This is a genomic window from Streptococcus sp. SV2 (assembly GCF_030440175.1).
In the GTDB taxonomy this organism is placed as follows: Bacteria; Bacillota; Bacilli; order Lactobacillales; family Streptococcaceae; genus Streptococcus; species Streptococcus raffinosi.
In genome coordinates this window covers 155,292-174,889 of the sequence record NZ_JAQFJQ010000001.1, presented here as the reverse complement: position 1 = coordinate 174,889, position 19,598 = coordinate 155,292, and the positions used below count along the sequence as shown (strand labels likewise).

Below are 19,598 nucleotides of genomic sequence, written 5' to 3'. Positions count from 1 at the left end.
TCTGATGGAGTTTTTTTGTCCTTTTGATATTTTTTCTAGATTTTTACGAATAAAAAGAAAAGATATCAATTAAGGAGAGTAGCGTGAAGAAAAAAATTCTAGCTTATGTCAAAGACAATCGTCTTTTTGTGGGGATCATCAGTGTACTCTTGGTCATTTTTTGTCTCTTCCTGTGGCTGACTTGTGGCGCTGGAAATAGCATGGAGGCGGAAACGTCTTACACAGATATTTCTGCTCTATCAACCTCGTCTTCACAGAAAAGTTCAAAAGATCTTTCGGAAAGACCTGCTCAGTCAAAGACTGAGGCAACAGATACACAACGTGAGCAAGTAACTGTAGATGTCAAGGGGGCGGTGACAAAGCCAGGTGTTTATACGCTAAAAGCAAGTTCTCGGGTGACGGATGCTATCAAGGCAGCTGGAGGAATGACTGAGGATGCGGACGCTAAGAGTGTCAATTTGGCCGCAAGTTTGTCAGATGAAGAAGTCATTTATGTGGCGAGCAAGGACGAAAATGTATCAGTGGTAGGCCAATCTGACTCAGGGGCGGCTTCTGATAAGGGAGGGAAAACGAGTCAAAAAGATGGCAAGATTAACCTCAATACTGCGACTTCAGAGGAGCTACAAACCATTTCAGGAATTGGTGCCAAACGAGCAGAAGACATTATTGCCTATCGTGAAAGTCATGGTGGCTTCCAATCTGTGAATGATTTAAAAAATGTCTCAGGAATTGGCGATAAAACTTTAGAAAAAATCAGAGAATCGATTTATGTTGCTTAAAAAGGCTCCAGTCAATCTTTTTTCCTTGGCTCTTTTGATTGTCGCCCTTTATTTTACAATTTTTGCCACTAATCCCTATGCGATTGGGGCTTTTGTCTTTCTATTGCTGTGCTTCTTTAAGCATCATTGGAAGAACACACTATCTCTTAAATTTGTTTGCATTATAGGTGCTTTCTTTCTAGCTTACTTTCTGTTCCTGCATCATAGAGCTGCTATACAAGACAAACAAGCTCCTAGTGAAATCAAACAGGTAGTACTGGTTGCAGATACAATCTCGGTGAATGGTGAGCAATTATCAGCCATTGGTAAGGCAAAAGGGCAAACCTATCAGATTTTTTACCGACTTAAGTCAGAAAGGGAGCAACATTACTTTAAGACAGTTTGTCGGACACCTGTCTTAAGGGGGAAAATTAAGTTATCACCAGCAACGGGTCAGCGTAATTTTCAAGGGTTTAATTATCAGTCTTACCTAGCTAGTCAGGGTATTTATCGTATTGCTAAGATGGAGCGCTTGGACAGTGTGGCGCCCCTGAAATCCATTTCTCCACTAACCTTTTTTCATCAACTGCGAAGGAAGGCTCTGGTTCATATTCAGACACATTTTCCTAATCCGATGAGACACTATATGACAGGCCTACTCTTTGGGTATTTGGACAAAGAGTTTGACGAGCAGAGCCAGCTCTATACTAGCTTGGGGATTATTCATCTTTTTGCACTTTCAGGCATGCAGGTGGGCTTTTTCCTAGGATGGTTTCGCTATGGTCTTTTACGTCTTGGTCTTCCTAAAGACTATCTTTTTATCATCTTAGTGCCATTTTCACTTTTTTATGGACTAATGACAGGATGGACAGCTTCGGTACTAAGGTCCTTAATACAAAGTCTTTTGGCTGAGTTAGGTTTTAAAAAGCTTGATAATATGGGAATGACTCTACTTCTTTTATTTCTCTTTTTACCCCATTTTCTTTTAACAGTGGGAGGTATATTAAGTTGTTCTTACGCTTTCTTGTTGTGCTTATTTGATTTTGAGGAGTTGTCCTCTCTGAAGAAGTCAATTTATACGAGTCTAGTATTGAGTCTAGGAATCTTGCCATTTCTAACTTACTATTACGGGACCTTTCAACCCCTTAGTTTAGTCTTAACGGCCCTATTCTCCATACTTTTTGATAGCTTTCTCTTACCTGTCTTGACGGTTTTCTTTGCACTCTCGGGCTTTCTTGTCCTGACTCAGCTCAATCCGCTTTTTGAATGGATGGAATCCCTTTTAATTTGGATACAATCTTGGCTTGGTCAGCCATTGGTTTTAGGAATACCTAGTCTCTTTCAGTTCGGCTTGATGATAGTCGTCTTAATTTTTCTCTTTGATTTTTGGAAAAAGCCTCAGATAAGGATTTGTCTTTTAATCGCTTTTAGTCTTTTGATGATTTGGGTCAAACATCCCTTGACTAATGAGGTAACTGTGGTAGATGTTGGTCAGGGAGATAGTATTTTTCTGAGAAGTGTAAAAGGTGAGACTATCCTGATTGATGTAGGTGGTAAGGTGACTTTTGGCTCTAAGGAAAAATGGCAAGAGGGGAGCCAGACGAGCAATGCCGAGAAAACCTTGATTCCCTACCTGCAGGCTAGAGGAGTGTCTAGTATCGATCATTTGGTTCTTACTCATACGGATACAGATCATATTGGCGATTTGGAGGAAGTGGCTAAACGATTTAAGATTAAGGAAATTTGTGTCAGTCAGGGAGCCTTGACTAAGACTAGTTTTGTTAAACGCCTTCAGGAACTGAAGCGGCCAGTCCGCCCTCTAAAGGCTGGTGATAAATTACCCATAATGGGAAAACATTTACAGGTTCTGTATCCTCAAAAAGTCGGTGATGGTGGCAATAATGACTCCATTGTCCTCTATGGAAAATTATTAGGGACTAGCTTTCTTTTTACAGGTGATTTGGAAAAAGAGGGTGAGAAGGAGTTGATAGATAGCTATCCTAATTTAAAAGTAAGTGTGCTTAAGGCTGGACACCACGGATCAAAAGGGTCTTCGTCTGAAATGTTTTTGAACCAGATACAGCCCTCAATCGCTCTTATTTCAGCTGGCGAACATAATCGCTATAAGCATCCTAATGAGGAAACACTAGAGCGTTTTAAGGAGCGAAACATTAGAGTTTTACGAACAGACCAGGATGGTGCTATACGGTTTAAGGGATGGTTCAAACTATCAAGTGAAACTGTCCGATAATTGTTTAACTTCTTAATTTGTCATGCCCCTCAATCTATGGTAGAATTAAAAGGCTAATATTCCAGTATAAGAAAGATTGAACAGTATGCGTAAAATTATTATCAATGGGGGTAAGAAACTTCAAGGAGAAGTTACAGTATCTGGGGCTAAAAATTCGGTTGTTGCTTTAATCCCGGCCATCATTTTATCGGATGGGGTAGTGACTTTGGACGGTGTTCCAGCGATTAGTGATGTCGATAATCTAATTGAAATTATTGAGCTAATGGGTGGTTCGGTTAAGCGTGATGGCGAAACGCTTGAAATTGACCCTCGAGGCGTTAAAGATATGCCGATGCCATTTGGTAAGATTAGTAGACTCCGTGCTTCTTATTATTTCTATGGCAGCTTGATTGGCCGTTATGGTCAAGCTACAGTGGGACTTCCTGGAGGATGTGATTTAGGTCCACGTCCTATTGACCTTCACCTAAAGGCTTTTGAAGCTATGGGTGCTACGATTTCCTATGAAGCCGAGTCTATGCGTATTGCCACTGAGGGAGGTCAACGTATTAGAGGGGCTCATATCTATATGGACACCGTGAGTGTCGGAGCGACCATTAATACTATGTTGGCTGCGTCTAAGGCTCAAGGACGTACTGTTATTGAAAATGCAGCGCGCGAACCTGAGATTATTGACGTAGCAACCTTGCTCAATAATATGGGAGCACATGTACGTGGTGCTGGTACTGAGGTTATCACGATTGATGGCGTTGATAGCTTGCACGGTACTCGTCACCAAGTTATTCCAGACCGCATCGAAGCAGGTTCATACATTGCTATGGCAGCAGCAATTGGTAAGGGAATTAAGATTAAAAATGTTCTTTATGAGCATCTCGAAAGTTTCATTGCTAAGCTTGAGTCAATGGGTGTTCGTATGACGGTTGAAGAGGACTCTATCTTTGTCGAAGAACAATTTGATTTGAAACCAGTGGATATTAAGACATCACCTTATCCAGGCTTTGCGACTGATTTACAACAACCCATGACTCCCTTATTGTTGAAAGCGGAAGGCCGAGGAAAAATCATTGATACCATTTATGAAAAGCGTGTGAATCACGTTCCTGAACTTGCTCGTATGGGAGCAGATATTCAGGTGCTTGGTGGTCAAATTGTTTATAATGGTCCGACACAATTTTCTGGTGCCCCAGTCAAGGCAAGTGATTTGCGTGCAGGTGCAGCTCTTGTTACAGCAGGTTTAATGGCGTATGGTCAGACTGAAATCACGAATATTGAGTATATCCTTCGTGGGTATTCAAATATCATCGAAAAACTTTCTGATCTGGGTGCAGATATTACTTTGATCGAAGATTAAGTCTAAGGTTCAATCCCTTGTGGTTGAGCCTTTTTCCATTCTTAAAACTGTGTTATAATACTTTCATGGATATATGGACTAGTCTGGGGGCTTTTGCCTTCTTTGAGTCAGAACGCCTTTCTTTTAGGCCACTCATCTTTTCAGATCGATTTGACTTGCACGAAATAGTGTCAAATCCACAGAACCTACGCTTTTTCTTTCCATCAACCAAAACTCAGCTGGAGACGGATTGTCTTTTGGTCCATTATTTCATGAAAGAACCTTTGGGTGTTTGGTCCATTTTGGATAAAGAGTCGAGTAAGATGATTGGTGTTATTCGTTTTGAAAAGATAGATGTCCAGAAACGGACTGCCGAACTTGGTTATTTTTTGAATGCCTCTTTCTGGGAACGAGGTCTAATGACGGAGGCAGTCACTTGTCTAACGGATTTAGCCTTATCAGCTATGGGAATGGAACGTATCATTCTTATAGCCCATTTGGAAAATAAAGCATCTATTCGTGTGGCAGAAAAGTCTGGTTTTAAACTCGTGTCTCGCTTTAAAGGAGCCGATAGATACACCCGTGCCATGCGTGATTATCTCCGCTTTGAGAAGGAGGAGAATAGTGAGTAAACATCAAGAAATTCTAGATTATTTAGAGGCTCTGCCTATCGGTAAGCGTGTCAGTGTACGTAGTATTTCCAACCACTTGCAGGTGTCTGATGGAACAGCCTACCGAGCCATTAAAGAGGCTGAAAATCGAGGATTGGTAGAGACTCGGCCTCGTAGCGGTACTGTTCGCATTGAAAAGAAAGTTCAAGTACGTCTTGACAAGTTAACTTTTGCAGAGATTGCTGAGATTACAGAGTCTGAAGTTATTTCTGGTCACGAAGGTTTGGACCGTGTTTTCAGTAAATTTTACATTGGTGCCATGACTATTGAAAATATCACGCGTTATTTAACAAAGGGAGATTTGCTTATTGTTGGGGACCGTGAAGATATTCAATTATTGGCCCTAGAGCACAATAATGCTATCCTAGTAACAGGGGGATTTCAGGTTTCTGAGCGGGTTAAGGAACTTTCTCGATTGAGACAATTTCCAGTCATGGTTACAACCTATGATACCTTTACTGTGGCAACGATGATTAACCAGGCCCTGTCAAATGTACGGATTAAAACAGATATCAAGCCAGTTGCTCAGGTTTATACAAGACGAGAAGATTACACTTACATGACTCCTGAAATGACTGTTAGGGATTATCAGAATGTGGTTAAGCGGACCAATCTCGTTCGTTTCCCGATTGTGTCTGATGACAATCAGGTTGTTGGAATTGTGACCATGCGTGATGTGGCTAACCAGCATCCAACGACCATGCTTAAAGCTATTATGACAAAACCTACGGTTACCAGACTCGAGACTAGTTTAGCGACCGTGGCTCAAAAGATGATCTTCGAAGACTATGATATGATTCCTGTTGTGGATGACGAAAAACATTATCTAGGGACGATTACCCGTCGACAGGTTTTAGAGGAACTTCAAGACAATAATCGTGGCGATTTGCACACCTTTAGCGATCAAATGATAGCTAATCTGAACCAAGACAAGCATGCCTTTAACTTTGAGGTGGAACCAACCATGATTGATAATTCTGGTAACCTTACCCAAGGTGTTCTTGCGGAGATGGTTAAGGAAGTAGTTTATCGAATCATGGAAAAACAGGCGCAGAAGGGCTTAGTGATTGAAGAGATGATGTTTTACTTTCTTCAAGCGGCTCAGATTGATGATAAGGTAACGATTACCCCGAGTATTATTGCTGAGACCAGACGTAGAGCCCATCTGGACCTTATGGTTACTCATGGGAATCATACCGTCTGCAAATCAGTTGTTGTGGTTAAGAAAACATAGTAATGAATAAAAAATAAAAGATATAAAGAAAACGGAGAAAACAATGATTACATTAAAATCAGCACGTGAAATTGAAGCAATGGATAAGGCAGGAGATTTTCTTGCCAGCATCCACATTGGTCTACGTGACCTCTTGAAACCAGGAGTGGATATGTGGGAAGTAGAAGAGTATGTGCGTCGTCGCTGTAAAGAAGAAAATGTTCTTCCTCTTCAAATTGGAGTTGAAGGAAGCGTTATAGATTATCCTTATGCTACTTGTTGTTCCCTTAATGATGAAGTAGCACACGCCTTTCCACGTCACTATACTTTGAAAGATGGCGACCTTTTGAAAGTTGATATGGTCTTGTCAGAACCTCTTGACAAATCCATTCTTGATGTATCAAAATTGAACTTTGACAATGTTGCTCAAGTTAAAAAGTACACAGAATCTTACACTGGTGGTTTGGCTGACTCATGTTGGGCTTATGCGATTGGGACACCTTCTGATGAAGTTAAAAACCTTATGGAAGTAACTCGTGAGGCTATGTACCTTGGTATTGAACAAGCGGTAGTTGGTAACCGTATCGGTGATATCGGTGCAGCTATTCAAGAATATGCTGAAAGTCGTGGTTACGGGGTTGTTCGTGATTTGGTTGGACATGGTGTTGGACCAACAATGCACGAAGAACCAATGGTTCCTAACTATGGGGTAGCTGGACGTGGTCTCCGCCTTAAAGAAGGAATGGTCTTGACCATCGAGCCAATGATTAACACAGGAACTTGGGAAATTGATACAGACCTTAAAACGGGTTGGGCACATAAAACGCTTGATGGCGGTCTTTCCTGCCAATACGAACACCAATTTGTGATTACCAAAGATGGTCCAGTCATTTTGACTTCTCAAGGCCAAGAAAGAACTTATTAGTATGAAACGACAAGGCATAATGGCCCGTCTCCTAGATAGGCTTCAATGGCGACCTTTGCAGGTTTACCTTAGACATTATCGTAGTGCAGAGATAGATATTTCTACTATTGCCGTGGCTTATTATTTGATTTTGACGGTCTTTCCGCTCATTGTCATTGCAGCCAATGTCTTTCCCTATCTGAATATTGATACCACTGATCTCTTGAATTTTATGAGTGAGCATCTTCCCAAGCAGTTTTATGCTCCTGCAGCCAATGTTGTCAAGGATGTCTTCTCCACACCTTCTGGACAATTATTGGGAGTGGCCTCTTTGACAGGATTTTGGACCATGATTAAGTCCTTATCATCACTTCAAAAGGCCATTAATAAGGTATATGGTGCCTCAGAACACCGAGATGTCTTTATCAGTCATATCATTGGTGGACTCTTGAGTTTGGTTATCTTGTTTTTGCTGACCTTTGCGCTTATGTTATCCACAATTGTTCAGTCGGTCCTTCGAGTTATCAATCAGACCTATCCTATTGGGTCTAACCTGACTCAACTGATTTTGAATAGTATTCAGCCCTTGAGCGTTGCAGTGGTATTTCTGGGAGTAATGGTACTTTATTTCATTCTTCCAAATGTGAAGATTCGAAAAATTCGTTATATCATGCCTGGGACTATTTTTACAACCTTGGTGATTGGGTATTTGAGCAATTTGTTTGGGACCTATGTGATTCGTACGCTGAGTCGATTGGTTGATATCAAGTTATTCGGGTCAATTATGATCTTCGTCTTCATGCTTTGGTTTATCTTTTTAGCAAGGATTTTGATTCTGGGGGCTATTTTTAACGCAACCTATCAGGAACTTAAACAAGGTGAACTACACAGCCGAAGAGGAGATGTGCTTACCATTATTCATAGTTTTTCAGGAGATGGTAATGATAGCACAAAACACAAAAAAGACGAGGACAATTCTTAGATGCTAAAGAGAGCTTGGCGAGGTCCAGGCTCTTTTGGCGGGAATGAGTTCTTGTCAAAGAAAAAATAGAGAGATTGTAGAGGAAAAAATGAAAAATCAAACTATTCGTGATTTAACTCATATTGCTATTGTGGCAGCACTTTATGTGGTCTTGACCATTGTGCCACCTTTTAATCTGATTTCGTATGGTCCATACCAGTTTCGAATTGCAGAAATGTTTAATCTTTTGGGATTTTATAATCGCAAGTATATCATTGCTGTGACCTTGGGATGTTTGATTGCCAACTTCTTTAGTTTTAACATGATTGATGTGGTCATTGGTAGTCTCTCAACCTTGGTTTTTGTCGGCTCAGGTGTCCATTTCTTTGACCGCTTTAAGAATCAAGATATTTTTGGAGGTCTTTTTGACAAGTCCCAGGTCTATTTTGCCCTTTATTTTTCATTCTTCATGGTGACTATTGCTACTGAGTTGACCTTGGTGGCTCATGCTCCGTTTTGGGCAACTTGGTTCTCTGTAGCTATGGGAGAATTGGCTTCACTCTTGGTCGGTGCCATTCTTATCAAAAAATTAGCCAAAGTGATTGATTTTGTTTCCTAAATTAACGTCTGTAAAGGCGTTTTTTGTTGCTTTTATGATAAAATGTTCCTATGGAAAAACGAATGAAAGAGCTGGTTGCCAAACTTAACCAGTATGCAAAAGAGTATTATACTGAAGATGATCCCTCGGTATCAGATGCCGAGTATGATAAGCTCTATCGTGAACTTGTAGCTTTAGAGGCTGAGCACCCCGAGCTTGTTCAAGCAGATAGTCCGACTCATCGTGTGGGAGGTTTGGTCCTTGATGGTTTTGAGAAATACCAACATGAGTATCCCCTTTATAGTTTGCAGGATGCTTTTTCTCGAGAAGAACTGGATACCTTTGATAAGAGAGTTAAGGACGAATTTCCTAATGCTGATTATATGGCTGAACTCAAAATCGATGGTCTTTCTATCTCGTTGACCTATGTGAATGGTATTCTACAAGTCGGTGCGACACGTGGTGATGGTTCAGTTGGTGAAAATATCACTGAAAATGTCAAGCGTATCTCAGATATTCCACTGAAGTTGGATCAACCGCTTAACATTACTGTGCGTGGGGAATGTTATTTGCCACGTGCTGAATTCGAACGCATCAATACCCAACGCCAAGAAAATGGTGAGGCAGAATTTGCCAATCCTCGTAACGCTGCTGCAGGGACCCTTCGTCAATTGGATACTAAAGTGGTGGCTGAGCGTCGTTTGGCGACTTTCCTTTATCAGGAAGCCAGTCCGACGGAACGCTTGACGCAAAATGATGTCTTGAATGAGGTGACAGAACTTGGATTTTCAGTTAATCCACGTCGTATTGTCACTTCATCGATGGATGAGATTTGGGACTTTATTCAAGCTGTCGGTCAGGATCGTGATCACTTGGCCTACGACATTGATGGTGTTGTCATTAAGGTCAATAGTTTGGCCATGCAAGAAGAACTAGGCTTTACAGTTAAGGCACCACGTTGGGCTATTGCTTATAAATTCCCGGCTGAGGAAAAGGAAGCCGAGCTTCTTTCTGTGGACTGGCAAGTGGGTCGAACGGGTGTGGTAACGCCGACGGCTAATTTGACGCCGGTACAATTGGCAGGGACCACAGTTAGCCGAGCCACCCTTCACAATGTGGATTATATTGCTGAAAAAGATATTCGCATTGGTGATACTGTTATTGTCTACAAGGCAGGTGATATTATCCCTGCTGTACTCCGTGTAGTAGAAAGTAAGCGTACAACACAAGAACCAATGCAAGTGCCGACGCAATGTCCATCGTGTGGCAGTGATCTCTTGCATTTTGAAGATGAAGTTGCCCTACGTTGTATCAATCCTTCTTGTCCTGCTCAGATCAAAGAAGGCCTGATTCATTTCGCCTCCCGTGATGCCATGAACATCGCAGGTATGGGACCTTCAGTGGTTGAAAAGCTCTTTCAAGCTGAATTGGTAAAGGATGTGGCTGATATCTATGGATTGAACAGCCAGGATTTCCTCCAGCTAGAAGGCTTCAAGGAAAAATCTGCCGAGAAACTTTATGCTGCCATTCAAACGTCAAAAGAAAACTCTGCTGAGAAATTACTCTATGGCTTGGGCATTCGTCATGTCGGTGCTAAAGTAAGCAAGCAGTTGCTGGAAGCTTTTGAAACGATCAAGGATTTGGCAAGCGCTGATGTTGAGGCCATTGCAGCTGTCGATGGATTAGGGGAGGTTATCGCCAAGTCTATTCAACGTTATTTCGTCAAGGAGGAGGTTAAAGTTCTTTTGAAAGAACTAGAATCCTATGGCATTAATATGGCCTATCTTGGGCAAAAAGTTGCAGACAATGCCATTTTGTCTGGAAAGACGGTAGTTTTGACAGGTAAATTGGAACATCTTAAACGTAGCGAAGCAAAAGCAAAACTAGAGGCCTTAGGTGCCAAGGTGACAGGATCTGTCTCTAAGAAAACAGATTTAGTGGTTGCCGGTAGTGATGCTGGAAGTAAGTTGGAAAAAGCACAAAGCCTAGGCATTGATGTAGTGGATGAGGCTTGGTTGCTGAATTTATAGGAGTTCAATATGAAACAAAAACGTGCCCGCTTAATTTATAATCCAACATCTGGGCAAGAAATTATGAAGAAAAATGTTGCTGAGGTATTGGATATTTTGGAAGGTGCTGGTTTTGAAACGTCAGCTTTTCAAACAACACCAGATGAAAACTCAGCCAAAAATGAGGCCACTCGTGCCGCTAAAGCAGGTTTTGACTTGGTCATTGCTGCCGGTGGTGATGGAACGATTAACGAAGTGGTTTCTGGGATTGCTCCGCTCAAAATACGCCCACAAATGGCAGTGATTCCAACAGGAACAACGAATGACTTTGCGCGTGCTTTGAAGATTCCAAGAGGGAATCCTGTTGAAGCAGCCAAAGTCATTGCCAAAAAACAAACCCTGCAGATGGACATTGGTCGTGCCTATGATGATAAATACTTCATCAACATTGCGGCTGCAGGTTCCTTTACCGAATTAACCTATAGTGTTCCTAGTCGATTGAAGACGGTCCTTGGTTACTTGGCTTATCTGGTTAAAGGAGCTGAGCTGTTGCCTCAAGTTAAGAAGGTTCCAGTTCGCATTACACATGATGAGGGCGTCTTTGAAGGTGGCATTTCTATGATTTTCGTTGCCCTGACCAATTCGGTCGGTGGTTTTGAAACGATTGCTCCGGATGCTAAACTGGACGATGGTAAATTTACCCTAATCATGGTTAAAACAGCCAACCTTTTTGAGCTGGTTGACCTTATTCGACAGGTTCTTCAAGGTGGGAAACACATCTATGATAAGAGAGTTGCTTATATCAAAACCAGTTCGCTAGATATCGAGCCCTTAGGTGAAGATCGTATGATGATTAATCTCGATGGAGAATATGGTGGAGACGCCCCTATTCATCTGCAAAATCTTAAGAATCACATTGAATTCTATGCAAATATTGATGAAATCTCTGACGATGCCATCACGCTTCCTGACACCGATGAATTGGCTCTCGAAGCCATCGCACAAAAATTCAGTAGTGAAGCTGAAAAAATTGAAAATGATTAAATGACAGACAGAATTTCGGTTTATGCTAACTTCGATTGTAAAGCAAGGATTTATTGCCAATCATGTGTCGCCTTCTTAGTTTTTGACACATTTAAATCGTCTGTCTACCTTCTAAAGCAACCTGCTTCAGGTTGCTTTTTTAGTATTTCTATAGAAAATAACGTTTTCATTTGTTACAATAGTAAAAACCAGTAAAATTTTCTGGAGTGTATCTTGGGGAGGGGTGAGAAGCTTAATAAGGAAAAGGACAGTCATTTCAATGATAATGACATAATAAAGAGTGAGAATTCTTTTGAGTCGGCTTTTATGACAAAGGACCTGAGTTCGAGTCTGCTTTTCAGGAGGAAAAAGCTGAAAAGCGGTATCTCTTTCTCACTTTTGTTTCTCCAATGATACTTTTACTCGTAAGCTTGGTATCAGCTATTTTATCTTGAAAGCATCAGCCAGTGATCTTGTATTTAGCTGTGATTATTGCTTGCTTCGTGCTTTCTATCATTATCCTCAGGCTAGGGCTAAAACTGAGAAGATTTTTCTGGGCGTCCATTGTTCTTGCATTGATTGGGCTAACATTCATTGCCGCTTTGGGCGGTTCTATTTATTGAGAAACCATAAAAAAATACAGGGTGATTCAGCAGGCATCTCAGTCGGAGAATAAAGCTGATAGTGATAATCCTCAGGATTACGAAGATGTGTCTGCGGCTTATAACTGGACTGAAGAAGACTTTGAGAATTTGAAGCCTAAGAAAGATACACTGTGCTCAATTATTAAACGCCACGGTAAGGCAAAATATGTCGAGCTGGAGTCCAGTGGTTTAAAGGTAGAATATAGCCGGGGAGATGAAAAAGAGTATATTGATCTCACTTTTGTCAAAAATAAAGAAGGTCAATTTGTTTATGATGGTGGAACAGCGACTTATCCACCTGATGGCGTCACGGTAGTTGATAATTATAGTAGTGACTGGACAAAAGAACAGCTTAATCGGTTACGTACTAAAGACCAAGAAATTTTTGGGCCAGCAACACCCTTGTCTGAGGTAGTGAGGGAACACCCTCAGGCAGACAGCGCTCAGAGGCGCATAAGCGTGCATTCTTCAGGAGCTATGCATAAGACAGTTGATCTTGATTATACTGTTCAGAATAGCTCTATTAAGAAAGCAAAATTTTTAAGACTATCTTTTGAGTACAATGAGGAGAAGAAGGATTATTATCTGAGTTATAATTCTGCTTCTCGTTACTCTTGGTGAAGGACTTATGATAATGAAATAATTATTCATTAGACAGCAATTTTTTTAGTAATAAGAGATTCAATTATAAAGGGGGATTTTATAATGACAGCATCAAAAACCAAACGTCTCTTGTATTTTATGTCCGAATTGGAAAAGGGAAATGACATTTCAAAAACGGACTATCTGGCTCGCTTTGGCATTAGCGAGCGTACACTTAAAGAGGATGTTAGCGAACTTAAGGACAATTTGACAGAGCTACGTCCTAATATGAAAGTAAAATATTCCAGAAAATATGGTTCCTACCATGCCCAATATGAGCAAGGATATGGTAATCTGAAATATAATCAAGCGGTTATCTTGTCTAAAATTCTTTTGGAGAGTCGTGCCCTTCGAAAAGATGAGGTATCAGAAATTATTAACATCTTTGTTGAGAGGGCTGTAGATGACAAGGAACGCAGACGTATCAAGCAATTGACTGAGTTAGAGCTAGATAGTTATCAAGAATTGAAGATTTATCAAAATCAAGATAAGTCAATCTTACCAGCTATTTCAGCGATTTTTGATGCCATTGTGGACCAACGGCCCTTGGCTTTCAGTTATCGTAAACCTGGAGAAAAAGTGGAGGAGTATAAGGTCTTTCCGATTTCTGTTATCTTCGACAACCACTATTTTTACTGTATTTCCTATAAATTGGATGATAACTTTACCTGTGATTATCAGTTCTCTGAAATCCGTTATTTCCGTGTTGATCGTTTCCAGACCATTCATAAATCTGAAAATAAGGTTGCCTTCACGCTCAGTCCAGAGCAAGAGGATCGTTTGATTACAGACGAGCAAGTGCGCTATCAGGCTTTCTCAATGCTTTCGGGAAATGAATGGGTTCGCATTACTTTTGAATATACGGGTCTCTACCGTGATGTCTTGGAGTCTGATATTCCCAAACTAAATCTTCTTGAAGAGACGACTAATGACGGTGTTGACAAGGTTCGCTATGAGATTGAAACCTTTAGTTTATTGGGTTTCCAAAAGTATATCCAACGTTTTGATGGAGATTTCGTTTTTCTAAAGATTGAAACAATAGATAACAAGTGAAAAAGGTTTTCAGGCGACTGAATGCCTTTTTGTTTAGGACAAGGAGATTCTATTTGTGTTAAAATAGATTTGTGGAAACGCTATCATTTTCATAAGGAGGGAAAGTATGAAAGAAAAGAAGAAAGAAATGCAAAGACAGGTTATGACTCTCTTGGGGATTTTGATTTTTGCCTTTGTCAATGTGTTTATCTTTGATGATAAGATGGGCGCTGGATTTTCTGCCTTTTCAACCATTACCCTGATGAGTATCGGACTATTGTCTAAGCGCACCAGCCTGCGAGTTTTGGCCATTATTTCCTATCTTATCAATGTTGTTGCGGCTATTTTTGGTTTCAATTACGTTGGTTTTCTAACGGCTGTTCAAGCTATCGAACTTATTTTCGTTATTTGGTATCTTTACCCGCGTGACAGTTTTTTGGGACGGGATATAACGGATAAGTACACCTACCGTTTTCGTTGGATTCACCTGCTTCTCACTATTTTAGTGTCGATTGGAGGCTATATTGTCTTTGCGGTTGTCTCTAGTATTTGGAATGGTTCTTTCTTGGAATATGGTGGGAACACAGCCCTTATCTTCGCCATGCAATATTTGCTTTTTATAAGTATCACTAAGTCACGGCAGGACGAACCGACTAAGATTGCGCATTATTTTCAGAAGGAGCGCCGTACGAGGGAAATGAAGGCAGCAATAGAAGCTGAACGTTTGGCTAAGGAAAGAGCTCTTGCAAGGGCTTTTGAGGTACCTCTGAAGACTCCTAGTCAGACAACTGAAAAATTTGGTAGTAACATAATCAAATTCGCTTCCGTTTGGCTTCTGGTGATGGATATGTCCATTTTGGCTTATTTCTTCCGTCCCAATGATGTTGGTTTCGGTTTTGGTGCTTTCTTTGTTCTCTTGACCATTGTCTTGTCTTTGATTTTCAAATCAGAGGAAGACAAGGAGGATGTTTTCTCTATCATCTACCACAAGATTCGTCCTATTCAACCTATTTTCTTTATTCTGCTCTTGATTGCTCACGCTCATAAGTTTAGCTACGGTGCTGCTTACGCTCTCTTGTTCTCAGCTGCTTATTTCTTCTGGGCAATCAATAAGATTAATATGAAGACCCTCTTGACCTTTACGGTTGTCATTTATTTCTTCCCAGTCTTTGGTTACCTTTCTAACCCTTACCGACTCGGTGCTGAAAACCTTAAGATGGTGGGTGAATTGGTGACAGATCGTAATAAGTCCAATACCTTTTATGTTGGCTATTATTGGTCACTTCTAGGATTGCAGGATGATGGTGAGTATGAAGGTGTGCCTCTGTCTTGGCAGGCTGCTAAGTTTGTAAATACTGTGATTTTATCTGCTAATGAGAGTAAAACCTCAGGTTTTTTCTATGAAAATAATCATGGCGACTATATCTATGATTTACACCTAGCCAATAACAAGGGGACAATTAAGGTAACAACGGGTTCTGGAAAGGCTAAAAAAGAATTCCAATTCATGGACTTTGGCAGAACCTATTATAAGTATGAAAAATTGAAAAAATCGGATAACCAAAAGCGTTACAAAAATTTTTATGAGGTAGGGACTGTTACAACTAAGTTGGGAACCTATAATCTTTATCTCGAAATGGACCAAGATTGGGTTGATGACTATCAAAAAGACCCGACTAATGTTGACTACCGTTTACTTATCTTTGGCGACAAACTCACACCAAAAGAAGCTTACGAAAGAGCATATCATTACTAAACAAAAATATCTCTGCAATGTGCAGAGATATTTTTGTTAGTCTTTGTATCCACGTTTGGATAACTCTCTTACAAGGACAGCTCCCAAGATTGACGGTACTAATTGTCCTAGGAGGAGATTGAAAACGAGAGCAAGATAAGGAAGTTTAAGTAAGGCACTAAGCCAGATAGGTACTACTAAGGATGGAACGAGTAGGATTGGGAGAATGATAAACCAGCTAGACAGCTTAGCTTTACGGATGAGATAGATGCTACCAGTTGCCAGAAAGCTGGCACAGAATCCACCGACAACATCAATCAATCCTAGACCACCAAAAGAGTTAGCAATAGCATTTGCGAGACTGAGGGGAACAACCAAAAATGGGAAAATATAGGTTAATCCATATAGAGCAGTGGCCAGACGCATTTGGACAGCACCAAAGGAAATGGCTTGTGACACAAAGAGAATAGCGATGTAAAGAGCCATGATAATAGCTGACAGAACGAGTTTTTGAGTGGTATTCAGTTTAGTTTTCATTAGTTCTCCTTAATTGGGCATAGTAAAAGAGTAGTAGTTCTACTCTTTTTAGGGATTTAGGTCTAGAGTTGTTTTATAAGTCAATCTCCAAGACAATAGGTGTGTGGTCTTGGCGATCACCAGAGTCAATCATGTCTGATTTTGTGACCTTATCGGCAATACGGTTTGAAGTTAACCAGTAGTCAATTCTCCAGCCTGTATTATTGATTTTAGATGTTTTGCTACGTTGGGCCCACCATGTGTAGGCACCTGTAACATCGCCATTGAGATGACGGTAGGTATCTGTGAAACCTTTGGCAAGGAGGTTGGTGAAGCCAGCACGTTCTTCATCTGTAAAGCCTGGTGAACGACGATTACTTGAAGGATTGGCCAAGTCGATTTCCTTGTGGGCAACATTATAGTCGCCAGTCGCAAGGACTGGTTTCTGGGCGTCCAATTCGGCTAGGTAATCCGCATATTTTTCATCCCAGATTTGACGTTCAAGCAGACGTTTGAGACCATCACCAGCATTTGGTGTGTAGACCTGTGTCACAAAGAAATTGTCAAATTCGAGAGTGATGATGCGCCCTTCACAGTCCATAGTTGAAGGCGCCCCAATTTCAGGATAAGTAATGACTGGTGTCAATTCTTTTTTATACAAGAACATGGTTCCAGCATAACCTTTACGGGCGGGTTCAACAGATGAACGCCAAGTATTGACATAGTCAGGGAAGTAGTCTTCCAAGATTTGCAGATGCTTTTTGGTAGGACCTTTAGCAGATAATTTTGTCTCTTGAATAGCAATGACGTCTGCATTTTCAGCGACCAAGGTATCGATGACTGTGCGTGATAATTGAGCGCGTGCAGAATCACTAGTAAGAGCGGCATTTAGGGAATCAATATTCCAAGAAATTAATTTCATGTGTACAGTTTCCTTCTTTGGATTTTTCTTATCTATTGTAGCAGAAAATAAGATGTCAGGCGAGTTATGGGATTGTTAAGAACAACTTGGAGGAGTATAATTTATCTTATATTGAGAGGTGATAATCAATGAAAAAACAAACACGCATTTATTATTTATTTTGGGTTCTCTTTTTGCTGCAAATCATCCTTACAATCATGATTTGGTGGTCACAGGGGCTAGTGCTTCCTCTGGTCGTTTTTCCTGGGGTGAGTTTCTGCTTCCTGCTTTATTTAAGGTACCTCTTAGGCTACAGCCTTAATCAGTCTCCTTCAGAACCCTTATTTGTCCTCCGTAGGATTGGCCTTGGGACCAGTTTAAATCCTAGGAATCCACTAGGCTATAAGATTAGTATCCTACTAGTCATGGGTGTTTTGATTTTCCTCTTTTGTCTGAATCTGTTCGCTCTTCTAAATCCTTAATCGTCTTGTTAACAGCAAGTTTCATATCCTTAACACTATTGTCATCAAAGGCATTCTATGATAGGATGAAAGGTGAAATGATAAAGAGAAGAGGAAAATCATGCGAAAGCTGTCAGAAGCAGAATGGATAAGCCGTTTTGAGCAAGTTCAGGGACGTAATCCAAAACCTGATGAACTACAACTGGCTTATCAGTCTGGACTTATTGAAGTCTCGAAAAATTACAATTATATCTATATTCTTCTGGGCTCTCTATTAGCAATTGTCGTTGCCATAGGAATTAGTCTGATTTCAGGGACAACACATCAACAGTCTGAGGGACCTTCTACAATGGCTAGCACGCTTTTCGCATCAACGGGAATATCAAGTGACAATTCTAGTGCTTCGGCGAGTGAAAATCCACGTTGGACCAATGATAAAGGAAGTCGTCTTGCTAATTTAATGGTTTCTTGGGGTAACCAGATGAATCAACCTGGTTATCAGGAAATTACCAAAGAAGCCTCCACTATTCCTATCCATTGGGGGTCAGACCGTGATCAGGTTGTGGACGCAACCTATGCTGCAAATGGGAATAGCAGTTCTGAGTACACTATTGTTTCAGTATATGAGCGTTGGCAGGGTACGACCGTTCACCGTTATTTCTTCTCCATAAAAAGAGATGGAACACCAGTTGTTCTTTATTCATCAACTACTAATGGTAGCATTTACTACGTCAAAGAAACAGGAAATGAAAATCTCAAATCAGCATACGCCGATATTGTCAGCAACTAAAAACTAGATTTCCAATTGGAAACCTAGTTTTTTAGTGTGAAGAAAGGCAAGATGAGAAAACTCTAAGTACCACCTGCCTAGTTAGAGTTACATTCTTTGATATTCACTTTTCTAAGTAGTGTGTTATTTAACCTTTTTAGCCAACATAGTCGCAAATTGAAGGGCAATTGGATTACCATATTCATCTAAGCGGTGAAGGTGACCAATATTTTCATTGTATTTGACAAGCTCCCAGTCGCTATAGTAGTTTTTCAATTCGCCTTCTTCAAAGGTAAATGGGAAAGGCATGGTACAAGGGTGCTCCTCAGTATTCATGGCACAGACAATTAAATTGTAACCACCAAGGGCAGTACGCTCTTGCATATTCTTGATGATAGCCGGAATTTGGTCAGGATCAAGGAACATGAAGACCACTGTTGAGAGAATAAAATCAAAGGTTTCTGATTCTGGAAGAGCAGCAAGGTTGATATCGTAGTAACCAGCTCTAACATTGTAATTTTCCTCATCAGCGATCATCTGGATACGTTGGGTAGCTTCATTATTAATGTCAACAGCAGTGACATCATGTCCAAGTGACGCTAAATAAAGAGCGTTACGACCATGACCACAACCAAGGTCTAGAGTGCGACCAGGTTTGATATAGCCAGATTGCACGGCCTCAAGAACCTCAGAGTGGGCCTTAGTATCATACTTTTTAGCCATGTAGTCCTCAGGTTTGCAATAAAAAGACAGATAGCATTCTAAATCCTCTGAAGCAGCAGCGATGCGGTGCCAAGCCTGAGGTTCTACAAAAGGAATATCTGTTTCAGGTGTGAAGAGATGTTCCTCAGTAACCTGTCCTTCTTCATCTAATTCGTAAAAATAAAGAGCCCCAGACAGGATGGTCAGTTTAGCCCATGTTCCTACCTTTGTATTATGTTTTTGAGTCACCATTTCTGGAAGAGTAGTGGCTGTCCAGTTTGGGAGACGTTTATAGCAAAGAAGTTGCTGATCTATAGTCATTTTGTGAGTTCCTTTCAATAGGTATGGTTCTATTATAGCAAAAGTTTGGAAAAGAAAAAAGTCTAGCTGGGGGAGCTAGACGCTTTTATTGTGAGAGAACTGATAATCTAGGAATGGGGGAAAAGTGTTTGGGGAAGATAGGTATAAATGTTAAGAAGGG

General features: G+C 40.7%; 17 protein-coding genes. 14 read left to right on the top strand and 3 right to left on the bottom strand.

Features of this window, described 5'->3' with window-relative positions; all coding sequences use genetic code 11:
* The first annotated feature begins 83 nt into the window (after window positions 1-83).
* The 13 genes from PCY14_RS00745 to PCY14_RS00685 all read left to right on the top strand — a co-directional run bounded on the left by PCY14_RS00745 (window position 84) and on the right by PCY14_RS00685 (window position 15,789).
* Window positions 84-779: a helix-hairpin-helix domain-containing protein gene (locus tag PCY14_RS00745; protein ID WP_301363046.1), complete on the top strand. Its 696-nt coding sequence runs from the start codon at window positions 84-86 to the stop codon at window positions 777-779.
* Window positions 769-3,009 (top strand): DNA internalization-related competence protein ComEC/Rec2, encoded by a 2,241-nt coding sequence (locus PCY14_RS00740; RefSeq protein ID WP_301363045.1) that lies wholly within the window; start codon window positions 769-771, stop codon window positions 3,007-3,009. Before PCY14_RS00745 ends, PCY14_RS00740 begins: the two co-directional genes overlap by 11 nt.
* Window positions 3,010-3,094: 85 nt before the next feature.
* The gene (locus tag PCY14_RS00735) at window positions 3,095-4,357 is read left to right on the top strand and encodes a UDP-N-acetylglucosamine 1-carboxyvinyltransferase (RefSeq protein WP_293920123.1); all 1,263 of its coding nucleotides are present in this window, start codon (window positions 3,095-3,097) and stop codon (window positions 4,355-4,357) included.
* 65 nt (window positions 4,358-4,422) lie between these two features.
* The gene (locus PCY14_RS00730) at window positions 4,423-4,968 is read left to right on the top strand and encodes a GNAT family N-acetyltransferase (protein WP_293920124.1); all 546 of its coding nucleotides are present in this window, start codon (window positions 4,423-4,425) and stop codon (window positions 4,966-4,968) included.
* A complete protein-coding gene (gene spxR / locus PCY14_RS00725) occupies window positions 4,961-6,241 on the top strand; it encodes a CBS-HotDog domain-containing transcription factor SpxR (RefSeq protein WP_021146308.1) in 1,281 nt (426 codons plus the stop codon). The genes PCY14_RS00730 and spxR overlap by 8 nt, the downstream gene beginning before the upstream one ends.
* A gap of 43 nt (window positions 6,242-6,284) precedes the next feature.
* The gene (locus tag PCY14_RS00720) at window positions 6,285-7,145 is read left to right on the top strand and encodes a methionyl aminopeptidase (protein ID WP_021152420.1); all 861 of its coding nucleotides are present in this window, start codon (window positions 6,285-6,287) and stop codon (window positions 7,143-7,145) included.
* Window position 7,146: 1 nt separating this feature from the next.
* Window positions 7,147-8,106 (top strand): YihY/virulence factor BrkB family protein, encoded by a 960-nt coding sequence (locus PCY14_RS00715; RefSeq protein WP_008535299.1) that lies wholly within the window; start codon window positions 7,147-7,149, stop codon window positions 8,104-8,106.
* Window positions 8,107-8,194: 88 nt separating this feature from the next.
* The gene (locus PCY14_RS00710) at window positions 8,195-8,704 is read left to right on the top strand and encodes a QueT transporter family protein (RefSeq protein ID WP_301363044.1); all 510 of its coding nucleotides are present in this window, start codon (window positions 8,195-8,197) and stop codon (window positions 8,702-8,704) included.
* 50 nt (window positions 8,705-8,754) lie between these two features.
* The gene (gene ligA / locus PCY14_RS00705) at window positions 8,755-10,713 is read left to right on the top strand and encodes an NAD-dependent DNA ligase LigA (protein ID WP_042771969.1); all 1,959 of its coding nucleotides are present in this window, start codon (window positions 8,755-8,757) and stop codon (window positions 10,711-10,713) included.
* Window positions 10,714-10,722: 9 nt separating this feature from the next.
* Window positions 10,723-11,736, top strand: coding sequence for a diacylglycerol kinase (locus PCY14_RS00700; protein WP_021152416.1), 1,014 nt, complete (start codon window positions 10,723-10,725; stop codon window positions 11,734-11,736).
* A gap of 623 nt (window positions 11,737-12,359) precedes the next feature.
* The gene (locus PCY14_RS00695; RefSeq protein WP_301363043.1) at window positions 12,360-12,980 is read left to right on the top strand and encodes a hypothetical protein; all 621 of its coding nucleotides are present in this window, start codon (window positions 12,360-12,362) and stop codon (window positions 12,978-12,980) included.
* 84 nt (window positions 12,981-13,064) lie between these two features.
* Window positions 13,065-14,054, top strand: coding sequence for a YafY family protein (locus PCY14_RS00690; RefSeq protein WP_164376288.1), 990 nt, complete (start codon window positions 13,065-13,067; stop codon window positions 14,052-14,054).
* 106 nt (window positions 14,055-14,160) lie between these two features.
* Window positions 14,161-15,789, top strand: a complete 1,629-nt coding sequence (locus PCY14_RS00685) for a hypothetical protein (RefSeq protein WP_301363042.1) — start codon at window positions 14,161-14,163, stop codon at window positions 15,787-15,789.
* 36 nt (window positions 15,790-15,825) lie between these two features.
* Here the strand turns inward: PCY14_RS00685 and PCY14_RS00680 are convergent, their stop codons facing one another.
* Together PCY14_RS00680 and PCY14_RS00675 are read right to left on the bottom strand one after the other, a co-directional pair.
* Window positions 15,826-16,305 carry a QueT transporter family protein gene (locus PCY14_RS00680; RefSeq protein ID WP_021146300.1) on the bottom strand — a complete coding sequence of 160 codons (480 nt, stop codon included), beginning with the start codon at window positions 16,303-16,305 and terminating at the stop codon, window positions 15,826-15,828.
* A 73-nt stretch (window positions 16,306-16,378) separates the two neighbouring features.
* Window positions 16,379-17,206 carry an exodeoxyribonuclease III gene (locus PCY14_RS00675; RefSeq protein ID WP_021152412.1) on the bottom strand — a complete coding sequence of 276 codons (828 nt, stop codon included), beginning with the start codon at window positions 17,204-17,206 and terminating at the stop codon, window positions 16,379-16,381.
* Between the two features lie 561 nt (window positions 17,207-17,767).
* Between PCY14_RS00675 and PCY14_RS00670 the strand changes: the two genes are divergently transcribed.
* Entirely contained in the window at window positions 17,768-18,436 is a 669-nt protein-coding gene (locus PCY14_RS00670; RefSeq protein WP_164376291.1) for a DUF4767 domain-containing protein, read from the top strand.
* A gap of 123 nt (window positions 18,437-18,559) precedes the next feature.
* Here the strand turns inward: PCY14_RS00670 and tehB are convergent, their stop codons facing one another.
* Window positions 18,560-19,438 (bottom strand): SAM-dependent methyltransferase TehB, encoded by an 879-nt coding sequence (gene tehB / locus PCY14_RS00665; protein WP_164376292.1) that lies wholly within the window; start codon window positions 19,436-19,438, stop codon window positions 18,560-18,562.
* Window positions 19,439-19,598 lie beyond the last annotated feature (160 nt).